Source organism: Pseudomonas sp. GW821-FHT01E10 (genome assembly GCF_059422365.1).
Genome location: NZ_JBWKWT010000008.1, coordinates 64700 through 86671 on the forward strand (window position 1 = coordinate 64700; position 21972 = coordinate 86671).

A 21972-nucleotide genomic window follows, 5' to 3' on the forward strand; every position below is an offset into this window, starting at 1 on the left:
ACGATGGTGCTGTTCAAGGGCTCTGGCGCGCTTGTCTCAGCCTCGATTGAAAGGTGAGATGCGCCCCATGCCTGTCGTGCAGGTGCATAACAAGAAGGAGGCGCAATGAACGCCGTGACTCATCTCCATCTCTCTCCGTGGGGCGATTTTTCCGCTGCCCCCGTCGAAGACCTGCAAAGGTCTGACTCAATTTTTGCTGCCGCCCGGGACCTTCGAGGCGGACACAGGCAATCCCGGCAACCGACGCGCTGATCCAGCGGTGTCTGGCAGCAGGGGGTTAGCGGTGTACAATGCGCCGCGTTTTAACTGTGACCCTCTGCGCAACAGCGCAAACCTCAAGGCTATCCGCCTTGTTCACTCCGCCGCGTCACGAGCGTGTCGGGTTCGATTTCGTCACAGATAAAAACAAACAGGTGACGCATGACTGTCGTAAAAACGCTGAACTCCTGGTGCCTGCGCTGGGGTTTGATCGGCGCTGCTTGAAATCGCAACCTTGCAGCAACGTCTACCGAACATCATCAAACCTTGCGTGAGACCCTTTTCATGAGTGGACAAAACTCGCATTCAGGCGAGCTTAAACGCGGCCTGAAAAATCGCCATATTCAACTGATCGCCCTCGGTGGCGCGATCGGTACCGGGTTGTTCCTCGGCTCGGCCGGCGTGCTCAAATCCGCCGGCCCGTCGATGATTCTCGGCTACGCCATTTGCGGCTTCATCGCCTTCATGATCATGCGCCAGCTGGGCGAGATGATCGTCGAAGAGCCGGTGGCCGGTTCCTTCAGCCACTTCGCGCATAAATACTGGGGCGGTTTTGCCGGTTTCCTGTCGGGCTGGAACTGCTGGATCCTGTACATCCTGGTGGGCATGTCGGAGCTGACCGCGGTCGGCAAATACATCCACTACTGGGCGCCGGATATCCCGACCTGGGCCTCCGCCGCCGCGTTCTTCGTGCTGATCAACGCGATCAACCTGGCCAACGTCAAAGTCTTCGGTGAGGCCGAGTTCTGGTTCGCGATCATCAAGGTCGTAGCGATCGTTGGCATGATTGCTTTGGGTAGCTATTTGCTGGTCAGCGGTAACGGCGGCCCGCAAGCCTCGGTAACCAACCTGTGGTCCCACGGCGGTTTCTTCCCGAACGGTGTCAGCGGCCTGGTGATGGCCATGGCGATCATCATGTTCTCCTTCGGTGGCCTGGAAATGCTCGGTTTCACCGCCGCTGAAGCCGACAAACCGAAAACCGTGATCCCGAAAGCCATCAACCAGGTGATCTACCGGATCCTGATTTTCTACATCGGTGCGCTGGTGGTCCTGTTGTCGCTGACTCCTTGGGACAGTCTGCTGACAACCCTGAATGCTTCCGGCGATGCCTATAGCGGCAGCCCGTTCGTGCAGGTGTTCTCGATGCTCGGCAGCAAAACCGCCGCGCACATCCTCAACTTCGTGGTCCTGACCGCGGCGCTGTCGGTGTACAACAGCGGTACTTACTGCAACAGCCGCATGCTGCTGGGCATGGCCGAGCAGGGCGATGCGCCGAAAGCCTTGTCGAAGATCGACAAGCGTGGCGTGCCGGTACGTTCGATCCTGGCGTCGGCCGCTGTGACGTTGATCGCGGTGTTGCTGAACTACCTGATCCCGCAAAACGCGCTGGAACTGTTGATGTCGTTGGTGGTTGCGACCCTGGTGATCAACTGGGCGATGATCAGCTTCTCGCACTTCAAGTTCCGCCAGCACATGAACAAGACCCGGCAGACGCCGCTGTTCAAGGCCCTGTGGTACCCGTACGGCAACTACATCTGCCTGGCGTTCGTGGTGTTCATCCTGGGCGTGATGTTGCTGATCCCGGGCATCCAGGTCTCGGTGTATGCGATTCCGGTATGGGTCGCGTTCATGTGGATCTGCTACGGCATCAAGAACAAGCGCAGCGCCCAGCAGGCGTTGCAGGTCGCGGTGAAATAACGCAACGCGCAGAAACAACAAACCCGGCCAATGTGCCGGGTTTTTTGTGGAGGATGCGAAAGCCGGGGTATTCTGGCGGTCCTGATACCGGACCTTTTTCCATGCTGGTGATTTCCAACAACGTGCATCTGCCGGATGCCGAGATCGAGTTGACGGCCATTCGCGCCCAGGGCGCCGGTGGGCAGAACGTCAACAAGGTCTCCAGTGCGGTGCACCTGCGCTTCGACATTCCGGCCTCGTCCCTGCCCGAGTTCTACAAGGAACGGCTGCTGGCGTTGCGCGACAGTCGCATCACCAGCGAAGGGGTGTTGATCATCAAGGCCCAGCAATACCGCACGCAGGAGCAGAACCGCGCCGATGCGCTGGAGCGTCTGACCGAGTTGATCCTCAGCGCTACCAAAGTGGAAAAGAAACGCCGTCCGACCAAGCCGACGCTGGGCTCGAAAAAGCGTCGGCTCGAATCAAAGACCAAGCGCGGCAGCATCAAGGCCGGGCGGGGCAAGGTCGATTTTTAGCGTGCTTCACGCTCTTCCCGATACTTGGGCGCCTGTCGGTACAAGTAAACGCTCAACATCAATCCGCTCAAGGCGGCGAGGGCGGCGAACAGGAAGATCGAGGCAAACCCGAATCCTGCAGCAATCGCACCCGCCAGCGGTCCGGTAATCCCCAGTGACAAATCGATAAACAGCGAATAGGCCCCAACTGCTGCGCCACGGCTGGAGGCCGGCACCAGATTGACCGCTTCCACGCCCAAGGCCGGGAACACCAGCGAAAAGCCGAAACCGCTCAGCGCCGCACCGGCCAGTGCCCAATGAGCATCCGGCGCCAGCCACAGCAGCAACAGCCCGAGGGTTTCCACCGAGAGGCAGGCAATCGCCACGCGAAAGCCGCCGAGGCGGTTGATCAGGTTGCCGAACAGTAGTCGCGCGCCAATGAAACTGGCGCCGAACAAACTCAGGGACAGCACCGCGTTGGACCAATGCTGAGTGGCGTAATACAGGGTGATGAAGGTCGCGATGGTGCCAAAGCCGATGGAGCCCAGTGCCAGGCCGCAGCCATGAGGGAACACCCGTCCCAGCACATGCATGAACGGCAAACGTTCGCCGGCGACAATCGGCGCCGCGGTTTTCGGCCAGGCCAGCGCCACGCCCAGCACCGCCAGCAGCATGATGCTCACGCCCATGCTCCACAAACCCAATTGACTCACCAGCAGCACCCCCAGTGGTGCGCCGACCGCCAACGCGCCGTAACTGGCAATGCCGTTCCAGGAGATGACCTTGGCGGTGTTCGCCGCGCCGACCCGGCCGATGCCCCAGCCGATCGACCCGGAGCCGACCAGGCTTTCCGCGCTGCCGAGTATCAGGCGGCCAATCAACAGGCTGATCAAACTCAGCATCGGCAGGCTTTGTGTCCAGGCTGAAATCAGCATGAACACGCCGCTCAAACCACAGCCAGCGAGGCCATACATCACCGCCAGTTTGCTGCCCTTGTTATCGATGATGCGCCCGGCGTAAGGGCGGCTGAGGAGGGTGGCCAGGTATTGCACGCTGATCACCAGCCCGGCGATCACCGCGCCGAAGCCGAGGTCGCTGTGGACGTAGCCCGGCAATACGGCCAGGGGAATACCGATATTGAGGTAACCGATGAAAGTGAACAGGACGATGGAAACGACTTGCAGCGTGACCGCCAGGGGGCGCTGGGTTTCAGACATGGGTAAAAGGTCCACGGGGCAGCATGATAGATAGGCTGCTTATGATAGCGGCGTGGACGGTCGCAGGGCGTGAAAAAGTAAAACTAATTGCCGAACGGGATGAATCAGGATTTTGCGGGGGCGACCAGTTGCGTCGTGACCAAGGCGGCCAGGGCATTTTCTTCGCTGCCGAAGCGGGCCAGCAGGGCGGCTTGTTTCTCGGGGGAAAGGCGATTCCAGATCTCGATCATCTTCTCGGCGGTGCCGATCAGGACGCTGGCCTGGGCTTCAGTGAAATCATCGCTCATGGTGCGGGCTCGCGGTTCAGGCAGTGTGGAAAGCGCATGTTAGCGCTTTCCACACGGTCTGGCATTGCAGGTGTATCAGTCTTCTCTGTCGGCCTGGCGGCGTTCAGGTGCTTCTTTCGGCTCGGGCTGTTGGGCACCGGCTTGTTGCGTGGTTGTCTGCTCAGTTTCGTGCAGGCTTGGGAAGGGGAGATTAGGGATCTCGTGCATGTTTCGCGCTCCTCGCTAAGTCTGTTGATAGATCTGGTAGATCCGCGCTTTTAAAAAAGCCTGGGCAGGATACAGCAGGAAAAATGACAAATAGACTTTATATCCAATTGTTACGACGGATGGGATTGTCTAGACAGGTCAGCAGGAGGCGAAGACCCACTGTGGCGAGGGAGCAAGCTCCCTCGCCACAGGGAGCTCGCCATTGCATCGTGTTACTTGCAGACGTCAGCGATGGCCTCGGCCAGCAGGTCCAGGCGTGTCGCATCGATCCCCGCCACGTTCGCCCGGCCCGAGCTGACCATGTACACACTGTGATGTTCGCGCAGTTGCTTGACCTGCTCCGGCGACAAACCGGTGTAGGAAAACATCCCGCGTTGCACGCCAATGTGCGCAAACCGCTCGCGCAAGCCGTGGGGTTCAAGCGCTTCGACCAGGCCACTGCGCAGCTGGGCGATGCGCAAACGCATGGCTTCCACTTCGTCGGCCCAGCGGCTTTTCAGCTCTGGATCGCCAAGGATGGTCGCGACGACGGCGGCGCCGTGATCCGGCGGTGTCGACCACAGGTTGCGGGCGATGTTGGCCAGTTGGCTGCGGATGTCCACCAGCTTGCCGGCGGTTTGCGCGCAGACAATCAGCGCGCCGGTGCGGTCGCGGTACAGGCCGAAGTTCTTCGAGCAGGAACTGGTGATCAGCACTTCCGGCAACTCGGCGGCGAACAACCGGGTCGACCAGGCATCTTGCTCCAGGCCATCGCCGAAGCCCTGATAGGCGAAGTCGATCAGAGGCAGCAAGTCGCGACTGCGCACCACGTCCAGCACCCGGCGCCAATCGTCATGGGACAGGTCGAAACCGGTCGGGTTGTGGCAGCAGGCGTGCAGCAGCACCACATCGCCCTTCGGTGCTTGATTGAGCACTTCGAGCATCGCTTCGACGTCGAGACGGTTATCGCTGCCCACGTACGGGTAGTGACTGACCTTGACCCCGGCCGTCGCGAAAATCGTTTCGTGGATCGGCCAGGTCGGGCTGCTCAGCCACACGCCACGGCCCGGCAGGCATTGGGCGATGAAGTCGGCGCTCAAGCGCAGCGCACCGGTGCCGCCCGGCGTTTGCGTGACGCCGGCCCGTTGCTCGGCGATCAGCGCCGAATCAGCACCCAGCACAAGCTCGTTGATGACTTTACCGAACGCCGCATCGCCGTGGCCGCCGATGTAAGTCTTGGTGGCCTGGCGATCCACCAGGCGCTGCTCGGCAAGCTTCACCGCTTCAAGGATCGGCGTCAGGCCCTGGGCGTCTTTGTAGACCCCCACGCCAAGGTCGAACTTGCGCGGATTGGGGTCCTGCGCATAGGCCTCCATCAGGCCGAGAATCGGGTCGCCGGGTACTCGGCCGATGGCGTCGAAATGCATTATTTGCGGCCCTCGGCGTCTTTGGCCACTTCGTCAGTGCGCGCGGCCATGATGAAGTCGTTGCGGTGCAGGCCCTTGATGGAGTGGCTCCACCAGGTCACGGTGACTTTGCCCCACTCGGTCAGCAGGCCCGGGTGGTGACCTTCGGCCTCGGAGATTTCGCCAACGGCGTTGGTGAACGCCAGCGCGTGCTTGAAGTTCTTGAACAGGAAAACTTTTTCCAACTGCATCACACCGTCGCGCACTTCGATGTTCCAGTCAGGGATCTGCTTGATCAGGATCGGCAGTTCTTCGTCGCTGACCTGAGGGGCGTCGGCGCGGCAGGCTTCGCAATGGGCTTGGTTCAATGTGGACATGATGTGTTCCTGAAATCGAGTGTTTTGAAAAACGGTCGTCAGTGGGACCACGCTAAAGCAAAGCGGCGATCCGTAACAGACTCACTTGATGCCAAAAGTCGCGGGTCACGCAGCTTTTGGCGGAAATTTCGGTGCGTGCAACCCAAGCTGCATGCCTTGTTTGACCATGCCCATGATGTCTTCGTGGGCCAGATCGAACAGGCGCTTGAGGTTCGGCAGGACAAAGTACAGCGGCTGCAGAATGTCGATGCGATACGGCGTACGCATGCATTCCAGTGGGTCGAAGGCCTGATGCTCAGGCGCATCCGACAGGGCGTAAACAGTTTCTTTCGGCGAGGACAGGATGCCGCCGCCATAGATGCGCAGGCCTTGCGGCGTGTCGACCAGGCCGAACTCGATGGTCATCCAGTACAGACGCGCCAGGTACACGCGCTCTTCCTTGGAGGCCTGTAGGCCGAGTTTGCCGTAGGTGTGGGTGAATTCGGCGAACCAGGGGTTGGTCAGCAACGGGCAGTGGCCGAAGATCTCGTGGAAAATGTCCGGCTCTTGCAGGTAATCCAGTTCTTCGCGGGTACGAATAAAGGTCGCCACCGGAAACTGCTTGTTCGCCAGCAATTCGAAAAAGGTCTGGAAGGGAATCAGCGCGGGCACCCGGGCAACTTGCCAGCCGGTGGTTTCACCGAGGACTTTGTTGATTTCGCCGAGTTGCGGAATGCGGTCGTGGGGCAGACCGAGTTTTTCGATACCGTCCAGGTATTCCTGGCATGCACGACCCTCGACCACTTTCAGTTGGCGAGTGATCAGCGTATTCCACACCGCGTGTTCTTCAGCGGGGTAGTCGATAAAACCTTGCGCATCGGGCTCGCGAGCCACGTATTGCGTCTGCTTCATGCTGCTCTCCTGCTAGGGGAATCGTTCTTGTTGTGTGTACAGCTATGGACCTAGAAATACCCCAAGGTGTTCGGTGTTGCAGCAGGTGATCCGCGTCTTGCGTAGGAAAAATCCGCGCTCTTCGTAAAGTTTTCGTTACGTATTGTCTGCTGTGGCGCAAGTATTGATATTTACGGGTTTGAAATGGCCTACAGGTGTCACATAATCTTGACGACTAACTTGGTGCTCGCGCAGAAAATTCCTTGCGCCGGGCCTCGATCACCGCTGTTACGGGCCTTCATATGCGTATCAAAGTCCACTGCCAGAACCGCATCGGTATCTTGCGCGACATTCTCAACCTGTTGGTCGAGTACGGGATCAACGTCGCTCGCGGCGAGGTGGGTGGTGAGCATGGCAATGCGATCTATCTGCACTGTCCGAACCTGATCAACATTCAGTTCCAGGCGTTGCGGCCGAAGTTCGAGGCGATTGGTGGGGTATTCGGTGTCAAGCGTGTAGGGCTGATGCCCAGCGAGCGTCGGCACATGGAGCTCAATGCCTTGCTCGGTGCCCTGGAGTTTCCGGTTCTGTCGATCGACATGGGCGGTTCCATCGTCGCGGCCAACCGTGCGGCGGCGCAATTGCTCGGGGTGCGGGTGGATGAGGTGCCGGGGATTCCGCTGTCGCGGTACGCCGAAGACTTCGACTTGCCGGAACTGGTGCGCGCCAACAAGTCGCGGATCAACGGCTTGCGGGTGAAGGTCAAGGGTGACGTGTTTCTCGCCGACATCGCGCCGCTGCAATCGGAGCATGACGAAAGCGAGGCCATGGCCGGTGCGGTGTTGACGCTGCACCGGGCGGACCGGGTGGGCGAGCGCATCTATAACGTGCGCAAACAGGAGTTGCGCGGCTTCGACAGCATTTTCCAAAGCTCGAAAGTGATGGCGGCGGTGGTTCGCGAAGCGCGGCGCATGGCACCGCTGGATGCGCCGCTATTGATCGAAGGCGAAACCGGCACCGGCAAAGAGTTGTTGGCGCGGGCCTGTCACCTGGCGAGCCCGCGCGGGCAATCACCGCTGATGGCGCTCAACTGCGCCGGCCTGCCAGAGTCCATGGCCGAGACCGAATTGTTCGGCTACGGCCCCGGCGCCTTCGAAGGGGCGCGGGCCGAAGGCAAGCTCGGGCTCCTGGAGCTGACGGCGGGCGGTACGTTGTTTCTCGATGGCGTCGGCGAAATGAGCCCGCGCTTGCAGGTGAAATTACTGCGCTTTCTGCAGGACGGTTGCTTCCGTCGTGTCGGCAGCGATGAAGAGGTCTATCTGGATGTGCGGGTGATCTGCGCGACTCAGGTGGACTTGTCCGAGCTGTGTGCTCGCGGTGAATTTCGCCAGGACTTGTACCACCGCTTGAACGTGCTCTCGTTGCACATCCCGCCACTGCGCGAATGCCTCGACGGACTGGCGCCGCTGGTGGAGCACTTCCTCGATCAGGCCAGCCGACAGATCGGTTGCCCACTGCCGAAGCTGGCGCCGGCGGCGATGGAACGACTCAGTCACTATCACTGGCCGGGTAACGTGCGGCAGTTGGAGAACGTGCTGTTTCAGGCGGTCTCCCTGTGCGAAGGCGGCACCGTCAAAGCCGAGCACATTCGTCTGCCGGACTACGGCGTGCGTCAGCCGCTTGGCGACTTCTCCCTCGAGGGTGGGCTGGACGAGATTGTCGGGCGCTTCGAGAAAGCCGTGCTGGAGCGCTTGTATTCCGAGTATCCGAGCAGTCGGCAACTGGGCAAGCGACTGGGGGTTTCCCATACCACCATTGCCAATAAGTTGCGCGAGTATGAGGTCGGCAAGGAGCCGGGCTAAGCGGCTTTTGTGGCGAGGGAGCTTGCTCCCGCTGGGCTGCGCAGCAGCCCAAAAAATGACAACCGAATTATTGCAGGCAGATCGCGCAGGTAGGTTTTGCGGCCGCTTCGCGCCCGAGCGGGAGCAAGCTCCCTCGCCACAGGGGAACGATCAGCGTCCAGGCTGATCCTTGCCTCTTGGCGGCATGACACCGCCGGTTTTTCGTCTTCGATACATTCCTTCAATCCCCTCTAAATCCCTCAAGTCCTTTGTTTGCCGGGCCCGGCGCCGCCAGAAAAAAGTTGGTCTGCAAATTGCTTATGGCTCAGCAGTACAGCGGTGGGCGGCAAACGTCCGGCATGCAGAGGAAAGAGTGTGGACAAGTACCTTTATGTGGCAATGACCGGCGCCAGCCAGAATGCACTGGCGCAGAAGGCTCATGCCAACAACCTGGCGAACATCTCTACCAATGGTTTTCAGAAGGACCTGGAGCAGGCCCGTTCGATGCCGGTGTTTGGTGACAGCTTTCCGGCGCGTGCGTTTGCCATGAGCGAACGTCCGGCCACCGACTTCTCCCCGGGCGCCCTGGTGGAAACCGGCCGTGACCTCGATGTCGCGGTGCAAGGCAACGGCTGGATCGCCGTGCAGAGCCCCGATGGCGGTGAGAGCTACGTGCGCACCGGCAGCCTGAACGTTGATGCGCTGGGCGTGTTGCGCGCCGGCAACGGCATGCCGGTGATGGGCAATGGCGGTCTGATTGCCGTGCCGCCTGAGCAGCAGATCGAAGTCGGCGAAGATGGCACCGTCAGTATCCGTGCGATGGGCGAAGGCCCGCGTGTGACGGCCGAAGTCGACCGCATCAAGCTGGTCAACCCGGACTTCAAGAACATGACCAAAGGCCTGGACGGTTCGATCCACACCAAGGACGGCAAGCCGGCGCAAGCCGATGCCGGCGTCAAGCTGGTGTCCGGATTCCTCGAGTCGAGCAACGTCAATGCCGTGGAAGAAATGACTTCGGTACTGGCGCTGGCCAAGCAGTTCGAGCTGCACATCAAGATGATGAACACCGCCAAAGACGATGACCAGGCCATGGCTCGGGTCTTGCAGATCAGCTAATTATCAGAACGTCGCGCCGTAAAACAGGCGCACGAGGAGAAACGAATGCTTCCGGCTCTATGGGTTGCCAAAACAGGTCTGTCCGCCCAGGACACCAACCTCACCACCATTTCCAACAACCTGGCGAACGTATCGACCACGGGTTTCAAACGTGACCGCGCCGAGTTCCAGGACTTGCTGTATCAGATCAAGCGCCAGCCAGGCGCCCAGTCGACCCAGGACAGCGAACTGCCGTCGGGTCTGCAAGTGGGTACCGGTGTGCGCATCGTCGGCACCCAGAAAAACTTCACCGCCGGCAGCCTGCAAACCACCGAGCAGCCATTGGACATGGCCATCGACGGCCGCGGTTTCTTCCAGATCCTGCAGCCCGATGGCACCACGTCCTACACCCGTGACGGTACCTTCCACCTGGATTCCAACGGCCAGATCGTCAACGCCAGCGGCTTCGCCCTGGAGCCGGCCATTGTCATTCCGAACAATGCCCAGACGTTCACCGTTGGCCGTGACGGCACCGTGTCCATCACTGTTGCCGGCAGCCCGGCCGCCCAGGTGATCGGCAACCTGCAAACCGCCGACTTCATCAACCCGGCCGGTCTGCAAGCGGTGGGTAACAACCTGTTCCTGGAAACCGCTGCCAGTGGCGCGCCGCAAGTCGGCACCCCGGGCCTGGCCGGTTTCGGCACCACGCTGCAGAACACCCTGGAAACGTCCAACGTCAGCACCGTTGAAGAAATGGTCAACATGATCACCACTCAGCGCGCCTACGAGATGAACTCCAAAGTGATCTCCACCGCCGACCAGATGCTCTCGTTCGTAACGCAGAATCTGTAATCAAGTCTATGAGGCGGCCATGAGGTCGCCTGCAACACCGTGAGGTAGGGTCATGAATCGCTTCGTATCTGTTCTGGCACTGAGTGGGGTCGCCGCGCTGGCGGGGTGCGTCGGTCCGACGCCAAAGCCCAATGACCCTTACTACGCCCCGGTGTTGCCGCGCACGCCGCTGCCGGCTGCCGCCAATAACGGCTCGATCTACCAGGCCGGTTTCGAACAGAACCTGTACAGCGACCGCAAGGCATTCCGGGTCGGTGACATCATCACCATCACCCTGAACGAGCGCACCCAGGCGAGCAAGAACGCCAATTCCCAGGTCGACAAGACCAGCAAGACCAGCATTGGTCTTTCCTCATTGTTCGGCACTAAGCCCAGCGTAAATAACCCGCTCGACAGCGGCGACCTGAGTCTGGATGCCAGCTACAGCGGCGACCGCGCGACCAAGGGTGACAGCAAGGCCGGGCAGGGCAACAGCCTCACCGGCTCGATCACCGTGACCGTCGCCGACGTGTTGCCCAACGGTATCATCGCCGTACGCGGCGAGAAGTGGATGACCCTCAATACCGGTGATGAACTGGTGCGGATTGCAGGGCTTGTTCGCGCCGATGACATCGCGACTGACAACACCGTTTCGTCGACCCGTATCGCCGATGCGCGCATCACCTATTCGGGCACCGGTTCGTTTGCCGATGCGAGTCAGCCAGGCTGGTTCGACCGTTTCTTCCTCAGCCCGCTGTTCCCTTTCTAGGTGGCTACGTTGAATCTTAAACACCTTATGGTGGGCGTCCTGTTGCTGATGGCGGCCTTCGATGCTCAAGCCGAGCGGCTGAAGGACATCGCCAGTATTTCCGGCGTGCGTTCCAACCAATTGATCGGCTACGGCCTGGTGGTCGGGCTTAACGGTACCGGCGACCAGACGACGCAAACCCCGTTCACCCTGCAGACCTTCAACAACATGCTCTCGCAGTTCGGCATCAAGGTGCCGCCGGGTTCGGGCAACGTGCAGTTGAAGAACGTCGCGGCGGTGTCGATCAGCGCCGATTTGCCAGCGTTCGCCAAGCCGGGTCAGCAGATAGACATCACCGTAGCGTCCATCGGTAACTCCAAGAGCCTGCGCGGCGGCACCTTGCTGTTGACGCCGCTCAAAGGTATCGATGGCAACGTCTATGCCGTGGCTCAGGGCAACCTGGTGGTCGGCGGCTTCGATGCCGAAGGTCGTGACGGTTCCAAGATCACCGTCAACGTTCCGTCGGCCGGTCGCATCCCCGGCGGTGCGTCGGTCGAGCGGGCAGTGCCGAGCGGCTTCAATCAGGGCAACAGCCTGACCCTGAACCTCAACCGTTCGGACTTCACCACGGCCAAGCGCATCGTCGACAAGATCAACGACATGCTTGGCCCTGGCGTCGCTCAGGCCATTGACGGTGGCTCGATCCGCGTTACCGCGCCACTCGATCCGAGCCAGCGGGTCGACTATTTGTCGATCCTCGAAAACCTCGAAGTCGATCCGGGCCAGGCGGTGGCGAAAGTCATCATCAACTCGCGCACCGGTACCATCGTGATCGGCCAGAACGTCAAGGTTTCCCCGGCCGCCGTGACCCACGGCAGCCTGACCGTGACCATCACCGAAGACCCGATCGTCAGCCAGCCCGGTCCTCTGTCCAACGGGCAGACGGCGGTCGTGCCGCGCTCGCGGGTCAACGCTCAGCAAGAAGCCAAGCCGATGTTCAAGTTCGGCCCGGGCACCACCCTCGACGAGATCGTTCGTGCGGTGAACCAGGTCGGCGCAGCACCGGGTGACTTGATGGCGATCCTCGAAGCGTTGAAACAGGCCGGCGCGTTGCAAGCCGACCTGATCGTGATCTGAGGACGGCGATCATGGATATGCGCAAAAGCGGTCTGGTCAGCAGCAGCGATTCGGGTTCCTACTCGGACCTGAATCGTTTGAATCAGCTCAAGGTCGGCGACAAGAACAGCGATGCGAACATGCGCAAAGTGGCGCAGGAATTCGAGTCGCTGTTCCTCGGCGAAATGCTCAAGTCCATGCGCTCGGCCACCGAAGCGCTGGGCAAGGATAATCCGCTCAACACGCCGGCAGCCAAGCAATACCAGGAAATGTACGACCAGCAGTTGGCCGTTTCCCTGTCTCGCGAAGGCGGCGGTATCGGCCTGGCTGACGTGTTGATGCGCCAGATGTCGAAGAACAAACCGTTGGCGCCGGGTGAGGCTGCGGCAGCATCTGCCGCCAAGCAAGCCGCCGCGAAGGCCGCCGTGGAAACACCGATTGCCGCCGGTACGGTCGCCACCAATGGGCCGCTGTCGCGCCTCAATGGCGAGCGCCCGTTGTGGGCTTCACGCGCGGTGAGGGCGCCGGCAGGTGCGGGCGAGGGCGCACACCGCAACGACATGGCGCTGATCAATCAGCGGCGTCTGGCGCTGCCACCGAAACTGGCCGACCGTTTGCTCGCAGGGCTGGTGCCATCGGCATCGACCACGGCGACAACCGCCACCGCAACGCAGAACAAAATCCAGGTGCCGCCGAGCACCGCGACCGGTTCCGGCCCGCTGTACAACGGCGATTGGCTGGCTTCGCAAACGGATACGACCTCCAGCGGGCGCCTGCAGATTTATGGTCGTGCCATGGCTCAAATCCCCCTGGCACCGGCGAAGAAAGCCTTCAGCTCCGCCGACGAATTCGTCAACACCATGCTGCCAATGGCCAAAGAAGCCGCCGACCGTATCGGTGTCGATCCGCGTTACCTGGTGGCTCAGGCCGCCCTGGAAACCGGTTGGGGCAAATCGGTCATGCGCGCCCAGGATGGCAGCAGTAGCCACAACCTGTTCGGGATCAAGGCCAGTGGTAACTGGAAGGGTGATTCGGCGCGGGCGATCACCAGCGAATTCAGAAATGGCCAGATGGTCAAGGAGACGGCTGAGTTCCGTTCCTACGCCTCTTACAAGGACAGTTTCCATGACCTTGTGACGCTGCTGCAAAGCAACAATCGCTATCAAGATGTGCTGAAGTCGGCCGATAACCCAGAACAGTTTGTACGCGAGTTGCAAAAAGCCGGGTATGCAACCGACCCGGATTACGCAAGCAAGATTTCGCAGATAGCCAAGCAGATGACGAGTTACCAAAACTACGCTGCAGCGGGCGCTTCCACTACGCCTTTATAGGCACAAGGCATAAGGTTTGAATCATGAGTTTGCTCAACATCGGGATGTCGGGTTTATCCGCTGGCCAAAGCGCGTTGATGGTGACCGGTAACAACATTGCCAACGCCGACACCGCAGGCTACTCGCGTCAGCAAACCGTGCAGGGCAGCAAGGCCTCGAATCAGTTCGGCAATGTCTACATCGGCACGGGTACGACCCTGGCCGATGTGCGTCGGGTGTACAACAGCTACCTCGATGCGCAACTGCAAACCACCACCTCGCTCAACAGCGACTCGGCTGCCTATGCCGGGCAGATCAGCCCGCTCGATAAGTTGCTGTCAGACAGCGGCACCGGCCTCAACGGCGCCCTGACCAAGTTCTTCGCCTCGGTACAGAACGTCAACGCCAAACCGGGCGACGATGCTTCCCGCCAACTGCTGCTCAGCGATGCGCAAGCGGTGAGCAACCGTTTCAACTCGATCTCCAGCCAGTTGACCGCGCAGAACGCGGACATCAACGGCAACCTGGCGGACATGGCCGATCAGGTCAACAAACTGGCGGCCACCGTGGCCCAGTTGAACCAGAAGATCTCCGAAGTTTCCAACGCCGGCGGCCAGCCCAACGACTTGCTCGACGCGCGCAACGAGACCGTGCGCCAGTTGTCCACCTTCACCGGTGCGCAGGTGATCGAGCGTGACGGCAACCTCGACATTTACCTGGGCAGCGGTCAACCGCTGGTCATGGGCAGCACTGCCAGCAAGCTGGAAGTGGTGCCGAGCAAAGACGATCCGTCGCGTTCGGCCATTCAGCTCAATCGCGGTTCGAGCACCATCGATATCACCTCGGTGATGACCGGTGGCGAGATGGGCGGCTTGCTGCGTTATCGCAGCACCGTGCTGGACCCGGCCATGAATGAACTGGGGCGTGTGGCGCTGGTCGTCGCCGATCAGATGAACACCGTCCAGGCCCAGGGCATCGACAAGAACGGTGATTTTGGTTCGAACCTGTTCAACAGCATCAACACCGCCGCGCAAATGGCCCAACGCAGCGTTGCCACGGTCGGCAACAGCGCCGGCTCCGGCAACTTCGATGTGAGCATCGAGGACAGCGGCAAGCTGACCATTAACGATTACAAGGTCACCTTCACCAGCGCCACCAACTACACCGTGCAGCGTCTGCCTGAAGGCACCGCCATGGGCGCGTTCAGCACGCTGACCACGCCACCGCCGGTGATCGATGGTTTCTCCATGACACTTTCCGGTGGCACCGCAGCCGCCGGCGACACGTTCAAGATCACCCCGACCCGCAACGCGGCGACCAACATCAAGACCGAGATGACCGACTCCAAGCGTCTGGCCATCGCGGCACCGTTGGGCGCGGCGATTGCTGCGGGCGGCAGCGGCACACTGACGATTCCGGCCAGCGGTCAACCGACCCTGACCACCAAGTTCGATATCTACGACACGGCGACCACCACCACGCTCCAGAACGGCCTGAAGACTTCGACGCCGGTCAAGATCGTATTTGGTGCGGCCGGTGGTACGACTCAGACTTACCAAATGCTCGATGCCCAAGGCAACGCGCTCAGCAGCGGCACCATCGTGCCGGGCCAGAACAATACGCTGAGCCTGACCATTCCGCTGGTCGACGGCACCGGCGCCGCGATCAATGATCCGGGACCGCCCATCGTGCAGCGCACTGTGTCGTTTGACATGACCGTGGCCGGTTCGCCAGGTAACGGCACTGCGATCAACGTATCGCTCAGCCAGCCGGGTTCGCTGGATAACCGTAACGGCACCACGCTGGCTGCCTTGCAGACCAAGCAGACCGTGGACACCGGTTCGGCCAGCAACGGTATTTCCCTGAACGATGCCTACGGCAAGCTGGTCTCGGGCGTCGGCGCCAAGGCCGCTCAAGGCAAACTCGACAGTGCCGCGACCACCGCCATCCTGGCCAACGCCAAGGGCGCTCGCGACTCGTTGTCCGGTGTCGACCTCGATGAGGAAACCGGCAACCTGGTCAAGTATCAGCAGTACTACACCGCGTCTTCGCAGATCATCAAGGCTGCGCAGGAAATCTTCAGCACACTGATCAACAGTCTTTAAGGAGTCGTAGCCCATGCGCATTTCTACCGCCCAGTTTTACGAGTCCTCTGCTGCCAACTATCAGAAGAACTTTTCCAACGTGGTCAAGAGCAGCGAAGAGGCCAGCAGCCTGGTTCGCGTGAATACCGCGGCCGACGATCCGGTCGGCGCTTCGCGTTTGCTGCAATTGGGTCAGCAGGCTTCGATGCTTGACCAGTACTCGGCCAACATGACCACCATCAAAGGCACCCTAGGCCAGACCGAGTCGGTGATGACCAGTATTGGCAACGTGCTGCAGCGCGCCAAAGAGCTGGCGCTCGGCGCAGGCAACGCAGGCTATACCGATGCCGACCGTCAGGCGAACGCTTCCGAACTGGGGCAGATTGAAGAGCAACTGCTCAGCCTGATGAACACCAAGGATGAAAACGGCAAGTACATCTTCTCCGGGTCCAAGGGCGATGTGGTGCCGTTCACCCGCAACACCGATGGCAGCTACGCCTACAACGGTGATCAGGTCACGCTGGATCTGCCGATTGGCGATACCCAGTCGATGGCCACCAACAGCACCGGTTGGGACGTGTTCCAGCAGGCGATCAACACTACCCGGACTCAGACCACGCTCACCGCGCCTGCGGTCGATGACGGTCGTGTGGTGTTGTCCAACGGTCAGGTCGAATCCGATGTCACTTACAACGCCAAGTTCCGCAGCGGCGAGCCTTACACCGTGAGTTTCGTCAGCGGCACGCAGCTGCAAATTACGGACTCGTTGGGTAATGATGTCACCGCTGAGGCCAGTCAGAACGGCGTGTTCAGTTCCACCAGCGGTGCGGCCACACAGACTGTCAGTTTTCGTGGCATTGATCTGAACTTGAACATCAACCTGCAAGCGGGGGATGTCCCGGGAACCGTGATCACCGGGCACAGCTTCACGCTGGCAGCCAAGCCGGACAGCTTCAACACTTCGCGCAGCCCGGGCAACCCGTCGACTGCGCTGGTGACAGGCGCCTCTGTGACCAACAGCACCAACTACCACGCCAGCTTCCCGGGCGGCGGGGCGATTCTCAAGTTCACCAGTGCCACGAACTTCGAACTCTATGCCGCGCCATTGACCGTCAACAGTAAACCGGTGTCCACCGGTACCATGGCCGGTACGACCGCGACAGCATCGGGTGTCTCGTTCACCGTGTCCGGTACGCCGGGTGCAGGCGATCAGTTCTCAGTGGCGGTCAACACGCACCAGACCCAAAACATTCTGGACACCGTCAGCCAGCTGAAAACAGCGCTGTCGACGCCAACCAATAATAATCCGATTGCCATTCAGCAAATGAACGCTGCAGTCACTGCCGGTATCGGCAACCTCTCCAGCGGCATGGACCAACTGGCCTCCGGTATCAGTTCTGTAGGCGGTCGCGGTGCGTCATTGGATACCCAGACTGATATCAACCAGAGTCTGGCACTCGCCAACACCCAGACCCAATCGGCCATTCGCGATTCCGATCCGGCTGAAGTGATGACCCGCCTGACTCTACAGCAGACCATGCTGCAAGCTTCGCAACTGGCGTTCAGCAAGATCGCTCAGTTGGGGCTGTTCAACAAAGTCTGAGTCAGGGCCTTCGCGATCTCGCGAAGGCTTGCGACTGCCGAGTGCAAACCGTCTTTATTCAGCGGTTCGGGGAGTTTCACTTCGTTGAAGTAAGCTCCCGCCGCTCGCGAGTTCTCCCGCCGTGAAACCAGCACCTCTTGTTACCATCGCCATCCCCGCCTTCAACCCGCAGTTCTTCCAGACGGCACTGCAAAGCGCGCTGAATCAGACCTACGCCAATCTTGAGGTGATCGTCTGCGATGACAGTGGCGGTGACGAGATCCGCGAGATCGTCGATGCCTGTGAGGTGCCTGTCTCGATTCGCCTGCGCTATGTGCGCAATCCTCAGCGCCTGGGTTTTCAGGGCAACCTCATGGCCTGCGCCAAAGAGGCCAGCGGTGACTATCTGAAATTGCTGTGCGACGACGACCAGCTGCTTCCTGAATGCATCACTCAGCAGATCGGTGGCTTCATCGACCACGCCGATGTCCACCTGGTGATCGGCCAGCGGCAGTTTTACGACGCTGATTACATCCTGCTTTCCGACCGTGTGGAAAATTGCTGTTTTTCCACCGGTGTCACCTTGTTCAAGGGCGAGGATCTGCTGGGCATTCTGGAAAGCAGTCTGGTCAATTTTCTCAGCGGCCTCAGCGGGGCGTTGTTGCGAACCCGCCATGCGCTGGAATATCTGCCGGCCCTGACTCAGATCGGCGAAGGTTTTATCGCGTGTCTGGACTTCGCCTTGTTTGCCTGCCTGCTACGGCGTGGCAATTTGGTGGTGGTAGGTCAGGTGTTGAGCCTTGAGCGTTTGCATCCGGCGCGGCTGAGCGATCAGGCACCAGTCAAGACTGCGGTAATGACCGAGCTCGACTGGCTCAAGCAAATGCTTGCCTTGCGCAGTGGTGAGCCGGCGCCTGCGCCGGGCTGGGTACGTTATCTGGCACTGGCTGATGCGATTGCGGGGCACGCCTATGCCTGGGAAGAAACCGCGCTGGGCCGGCAACTGGGCTTCATTCAAACGATGGTGCACACCCGGGTAGGCGTCGAGTGCGAGAGCTTTGCCGACATGTATCGGGAATGGCTGTCGTGCCGTCGTTTGAAACCGGCCCAGCAACGCTTGCTCGACGCCCGATTGCAGGGTTGGAGCTGGCGTCCACGCATCGTGCCGATTGTTCTCGACAGCGAAGGTGATGTTCCGGCGCTGGAAGAAACGCTCAAGAGCATTCGTCAGCAAACCTATGCTGCTGAGCAAGTGGTAGTGCTGTCCCAATTGCAGCACTCGCCATGCGACGGTGTGCAACATGTGCGCCTGGATGATGAACCGGTTACCCAGTTCAATCGTCTGCTGGCCCAGTTGGACAACGCAGACTGGATCTATCTGGTTCGCGCGGGGGATCGCTTGAATGAACTGGCTTTGCTGTTGCTGGCAGAGCGCATGGTGGAAATGCCTGACGTGCGCTGCCTCTACAGTGACGAGGGCGGATTGCGTGATGATGTTTCGGTCGAGCCGGTGTTCAAGCCGGACTTCAACCTGGATCTGATGCGCAGCTATCCCTATGTCGGCCGTGTGCTGGCCCTGCAGCGGCAGCGGATGATCGAGCTGGGTGGCATGCAAGACGGTTTTGGCGAGCTGGGTGTGCACGATCTGGTCTGGCGACTGGTGGAGAGTAACGGGCCGCATGCGATTGGGCACATTGCTGAAGTTCTCGTGGAGTCCGCTCTGTGTCTCTCCCAGTGGCTCACGCAGCCGCAGATTATCGAGCAGAGCCCTCGCGTGCTGGCCGCGCATCTGCAGCGGCTCGGCGCACCGCACCGGATTCGTCCCGGCAGCCAGTCGATGATCAATCGTGTGGACTACCTGCATGATGAGCCAGCCATGGTCTCGATCATCATTGCGACCCGCGATGAACTGGGCTCCCTGGAGCGTTGCGTCGAAAGTGTGTTGGAGAAAACCGCCTGCCAACGCTATGAAGTTCTCATTGTCGACAATGGCAGTACTGCCGTTGATGCCTGCAACTGGCTGTCAGCCATGGAGCAAATGGGCAGTGACAAACTTCGGGTGTTGCGCTGTGATCATGGTGACAATCTGGCGGCAGTGCAGAACTTTGCTGCCGGCCACGCCCGTGGCGACTATCTGTTGTTTCTCAGCCCCTACAGTGTCGTTGTGAGCCCTGATTGGCTCGACGAGTTGCTCAATCACGCTCAGCGTCCGGAAGTCGGTGTGGTCGGCGGTCGGCTGGTGAGTCCGCAAGGGCGTATCGAGGGCACGGCCCAGGTACTGGGGTTGCGGGGGGCCGTCGGTGTTCCCAATCGTGGTGAGCCGCTCAACACGTCCGGTTACATGCAGCGCCAGCAGACGGTACAGAATTTCAGTGCCGTGGGCATCGATTGTCTGCTTGTGCGCAAGAAAGTTTTTGATGAGCTGCATGGCCTGGACGAGCAAAATCTGGCGCAGGCACTCAATGGCGCTGACTTTTGCCTGCGCGTGAGGCAAAACGGATACCTGGTGGTGTGGACTCCCTACGCCGAATTGATGCGAGTGGTTCCATCCTCTGCCTTCACTCCCGCTCCCAGGGTGCTACAGGCCGAGCAAAAAAGTTTTTACCAGCGATGGTTGCCGGTGATAGCCAGGGATCCGGCCTACAACCCTAACCTGAGTCTGGGCGCCAGCAACTTCAGTCTGGAGCCGGGATTCAAGGATGGCTGGGACCCGTTCTCGCGCCCGCTTTTGCCCAAGGTGCTGGGGATCCCAATCAATACCACCGCAGTGGGCCATTACCGGGTTGCCCAGCCGTTCCGTGAGTTGGAGGCGGCCGGGCGCGTGATGGGGCACCTGAGTTATCACACGCCGACAGACATTGACCTTGAGCGGTGCTCCCCCGACGTGATCGTGTTGCAGGGGCGCTATAGCAAGAATGCGGTCGATGAGGTTGAGCGAGTCAAAAATTGTTCGCACGCTTTCCGCATCTTCGAACTTGACGATTATGTGATTGATGTCCCGAAGAAGAACGCGCACCTGCGCAAGGCTGAGGTCGGGGTCGATAAAATAGTGCGCCGTGGCGTAGGGCTGTGTGACCGGGTTGTGGTCTCGACCCAGCCCCTGGCCGATGCATTGCGGGACATGCATCACGACATCCGGGTCGTCCCGAACATGCTTGCCCCGCATCTCTGGACCGGGCTCACCAGCCAGCGCCGCACCTCTCGCAAACCTCGCGTGGGTTGGGGCGGCGGGACGAGTCATGATGGAGACTTGGCAATCATTGCGGACGTGGTGCGCCTGCTTGCCAACGAAGTCGAATGGGTGTTCTTCGGCATGTGTCCGCCAGCTTTGCGTCCGTTTGTCCATGAGTTCCATCCCAGCATCGGCCTGGAGGCCTATCCGGCCAAACTGGCCAGCCTGAACCTCGATCTGGCCTTGGCACCGCTGGAATTCCATATCTTCAACGACTGCAAGAGCAACCTGCGTCTGTTGGAGTACGGCGCCTGCGGTTATCCGGTGATTTGCACCGACACTGAGGCCTATCGCGGCTATCTGCCTTGCACCAAGGTCGTGAGCAACAGCACCGAGGAATGGCTCGAGGCAATCCGCATGCACTTGTCCGACCCTGATGCGAGCTATCGCATGGGCGATGCGCTGCGCGAAGAAGTGCTGCGCGATTACATGCTCAAGGGCAACAACCTCAACTACTGGGTCGAGGGCTGGCTGCCAAACTGATCGAGCATGGATGTACACCTGCAGGCGGCCTTGGGCCGCCTGTTTTGTTTGTACCGGGCGCGTTACAAATTTGCGGCGGCCGGCTCAAGCCCGGATTGGTTTGCGTCGATACAGGCTCCACAGCTTCGTTCATATGAAAGACCCTTCTGCGACGCGTGTTTGTACATCGCTACGGGAAAGGTATCTGGTTCAACAACATGGCAAGGAAGAAGTCGCAATGGCAGTGATAAACGGGACAAACGGCGTGGATACGCTGACAGGTACCAGTGGGGATGATGAGATCTATGCCTTGGGTGGCAATGATGTGATCAAAGGGAGTGCCGGTGCGGACAAGCTGGATGGCGGCACGGGTACTGATACCGTGGACTATTCGGCGTCGGCTGCTGCGGTGAACGTTGATATTCGTACCGGCGGTGGGCTCCCCGGCATTGGTGGTGACGCGCAAGGCGACACCCTGGTCAACATCGAAAAGGTCATCGGTACGGGGTTCAACGACACGTTCAACGTTGACCTGAGCACCGTGACCCTTGATGGGGGCGCGGGTGATGATGTCTACATCATCAACGGTTCTGGCGGCACGATCATCGAGCAGGTGGGTGGCGGTAATGACGAGATCCGTACCAGCTACGCCACTTTCTCCATGGCGGCCAACGTTGAGCGCCTGACGTATACCGGGGCGGCAGCCTTTACCGGTTACGGCAACGCCAGCGACAACATCATCAGCGGCGGTGCCGGTAATGACGTGCTGTTTGGTGGCGGCGGTGCAGATCAGTTTTTTGGCGGCGCCGGTATGGACACTGTCGGCTACACCGACAGCACCGTGGCGGTGAACCTCAACCTGAAAACTGGCGTGCACT

Annotated in this window: 18 protein-coding genes; 12 read left to right on the forward strand and 6 right to left on the reverse strand. The window is 60.2% G+C overall.

Annotated features, from left to right (window positions below):
• Positions 1-543: 543 nt before the first annotated feature.
• Positions 544-1956, forward strand: a complete 1413-nt coding sequence (locus AC07V0_RS16120) for an amino acid permease (RefSeq protein ID WP_086946371.1) — start codon at positions 544-546, stop codon at positions 1954-1956.
• Positions 1957-2057: 101 nt separating this feature from the next.
• The gene (gene arfB, locus AC07V0_RS16125) at positions 2058-2471 is read left to right on the forward strand and encodes an alternative ribosome rescue aminoacyl-tRNA hydrolase ArfB (RefSeq protein ID WP_007938537.1); all 414 of its coding nucleotides are present in this window, start codon (positions 2058-2060) and stop codon (positions 2469-2471) included.
• Here arfB and AC07V0_RS16130 read toward each other — a convergent pair.
• From AC07V0_RS16130 to phhA, 6 genes are all read right to left on the reverse strand, one after another.
• On the reverse strand, positions 2468-3667 hold the full coding sequence (locus tag AC07V0_RS16130) for an MFS transporter (protein ID WP_018929942.1): 1200 nt from the start codon (positions 3665-3667) through the stop codon (positions 2468-2470). The genes arfB and AC07V0_RS16130 overlap by 4 nt on opposite strands.
• 104 nt (positions 3668-3771) lie before the next feature.
• Complete coding sequence (locus tag AC07V0_RS16135; protein WP_007938541.1) at positions 3772-3954, reverse strand: hypothetical protein; 183 nt, start codon at positions 3952-3954, stop codon at positions 3772-3774.
• Positions 3955-4029: 75 nt separating this feature from the next.
• Positions 4030-4161, reverse strand: coding sequence for a hypothetical protein (locus AC07V0_RS16140; protein WP_007938543.1), 132 nt, complete (start codon positions 4159-4161; stop codon positions 4030-4032).
• Positions 4162-4373: 212 nt separating this feature from the next.
• The gene (locus AC07V0_RS16145; protein WP_018929943.1) at positions 4374-5567 is read right to left on the reverse strand and encodes an amino acid aminotransferase; all 1194 of its coding nucleotides are present in this window, start codon (positions 5565-5567) and stop codon (positions 4374-4376) included.
• Positions 5567-5923 (reverse strand): 4a-hydroxytetrahydrobiopterin dehydratase, encoded by a 357-nt coding sequence (locus AC07V0_RS16150; protein WP_018929944.1) that lies wholly within the window; start codon positions 5921-5923, stop codon positions 5567-5569. The genes AC07V0_RS16145 and AC07V0_RS16150 overlap by 1 nt, the downstream gene beginning before the upstream one ends.
• A gap of 105 nt (positions 5924-6028) precedes the next feature.
• Positions 6029-6814 carry a phenylalanine 4-monooxygenase gene (gene phhA / locus AC07V0_RS16155; RefSeq protein ID WP_018929945.1) on the reverse strand — a complete coding sequence of 262 codons (786 nt, stop codon included), beginning with the start codon at positions 6812-6814 and terminating at the stop codon, positions 6029-6031.
• Positions 6815-7095: 281 nt separating this feature from the next.
• On the opposite strand from phhA, the gene AC07V0_RS16160 reads away from it, so the two are divergent.
• From AC07V0_RS16160 to AC07V0_RS16205, 10 genes are all read left to right on the forward strand, one after another.
• Positions 7096-8655, forward strand: a complete 1560-nt coding sequence (locus tag AC07V0_RS16160) for a sigma-54-dependent phenylalanine hydroxylase transcriptional regulator PhhR (RefSeq protein WP_007938551.1) — start codon at positions 7096-7098, stop codon at positions 8653-8655.
• A gap of 354 nt (positions 8656-9009) precedes the next feature.
• Positions 9010-9750: a flagellar basal body rod protein FlgF gene (locus tag AC07V0_RS16165; RefSeq protein WP_086946370.1), complete on the forward strand. Its 741-nt coding sequence runs from the start codon at positions 9010-9012 to the stop codon at positions 9748-9750.
• Positions 9751-9795: 45 nt separating this feature from the next.
• Complete coding sequence (flgG, locus tag AC07V0_RS16170) at positions 9796-10581, forward strand: flagellar basal-body rod protein FlgG (RefSeq protein ID WP_007938559.1); 786 nt, start codon at positions 9796-9798, stop codon at positions 10579-10581.
• Between the two features lie 52 nt (positions 10582-10633).
• On the forward strand, positions 10634-11329 hold the full coding sequence (gene flgH / locus AC07V0_RS16175; RefSeq protein WP_064619552.1) for a flagellar basal body L-ring protein FlgH: 696 nt from the start codon (positions 10634-10636) through the stop codon (positions 11327-11329).
• A 27-nt stretch (positions 11330-11356) separates the two neighbouring features.
• The gene (locus AC07V0_RS16180; protein WP_064619550.1) at positions 11357-12445 is read left to right on the forward strand and encodes a flagellar basal body P-ring protein FlgI; all 1089 of its coding nucleotides are present in this window, start codon (positions 11357-11359) and stop codon (positions 12443-12445) included.
• Positions 12446-12456: 11 nt separating this feature from the next.
• Entirely contained in the window at positions 12457-13755 is a 1299-nt protein-coding gene (flgJ, locus tag AC07V0_RS16185; protein ID WP_086946368.1) for a flagellar assembly peptidoglycan hydrolase FlgJ, read from the forward strand.
• A 23-nt stretch (positions 13756-13778) separates the two neighbouring features.
• Positions 13779-15839 carry a flagellar hook-associated protein FlgK gene (flgK, locus tag AC07V0_RS16190; RefSeq protein ID WP_064619547.1) on the forward strand — a complete coding sequence of 687 codons (2061 nt, stop codon included), beginning with the start codon at positions 13779-13781 and terminating at the stop codon, positions 15837-15839.
• Positions 15840-15852: 13 nt separating this feature from the next.
• The gene (locus AC07V0_RS16195; RefSeq protein ID WP_064619545.1) at positions 15853-17421 is read left to right on the forward strand and encodes a flagellar hook-associated protein 3; all 1569 of its coding nucleotides are present in this window, start codon (positions 15853-15855) and stop codon (positions 17419-17421) included.
• A 121-nt stretch (positions 17422-17542) separates the two neighbouring features.
• Positions 17543-21115 (forward strand): glycosyltransferase, encoded by a 3573-nt coding sequence (locus AC07V0_RS16200; protein ID WP_086946367.1) that lies wholly within the window; start codon positions 17543-17545, stop codon positions 21113-21115.
• 217 nt (positions 21116-21332) lie between these two features.
• A partial coding sequence (locus tag AC07V0_RS16205) for a calcium-binding protein (RefSeq protein ID WP_492567476.1) occupies positions 21333-21972 on the forward strand: 640 nt, incomplete at its 3' end.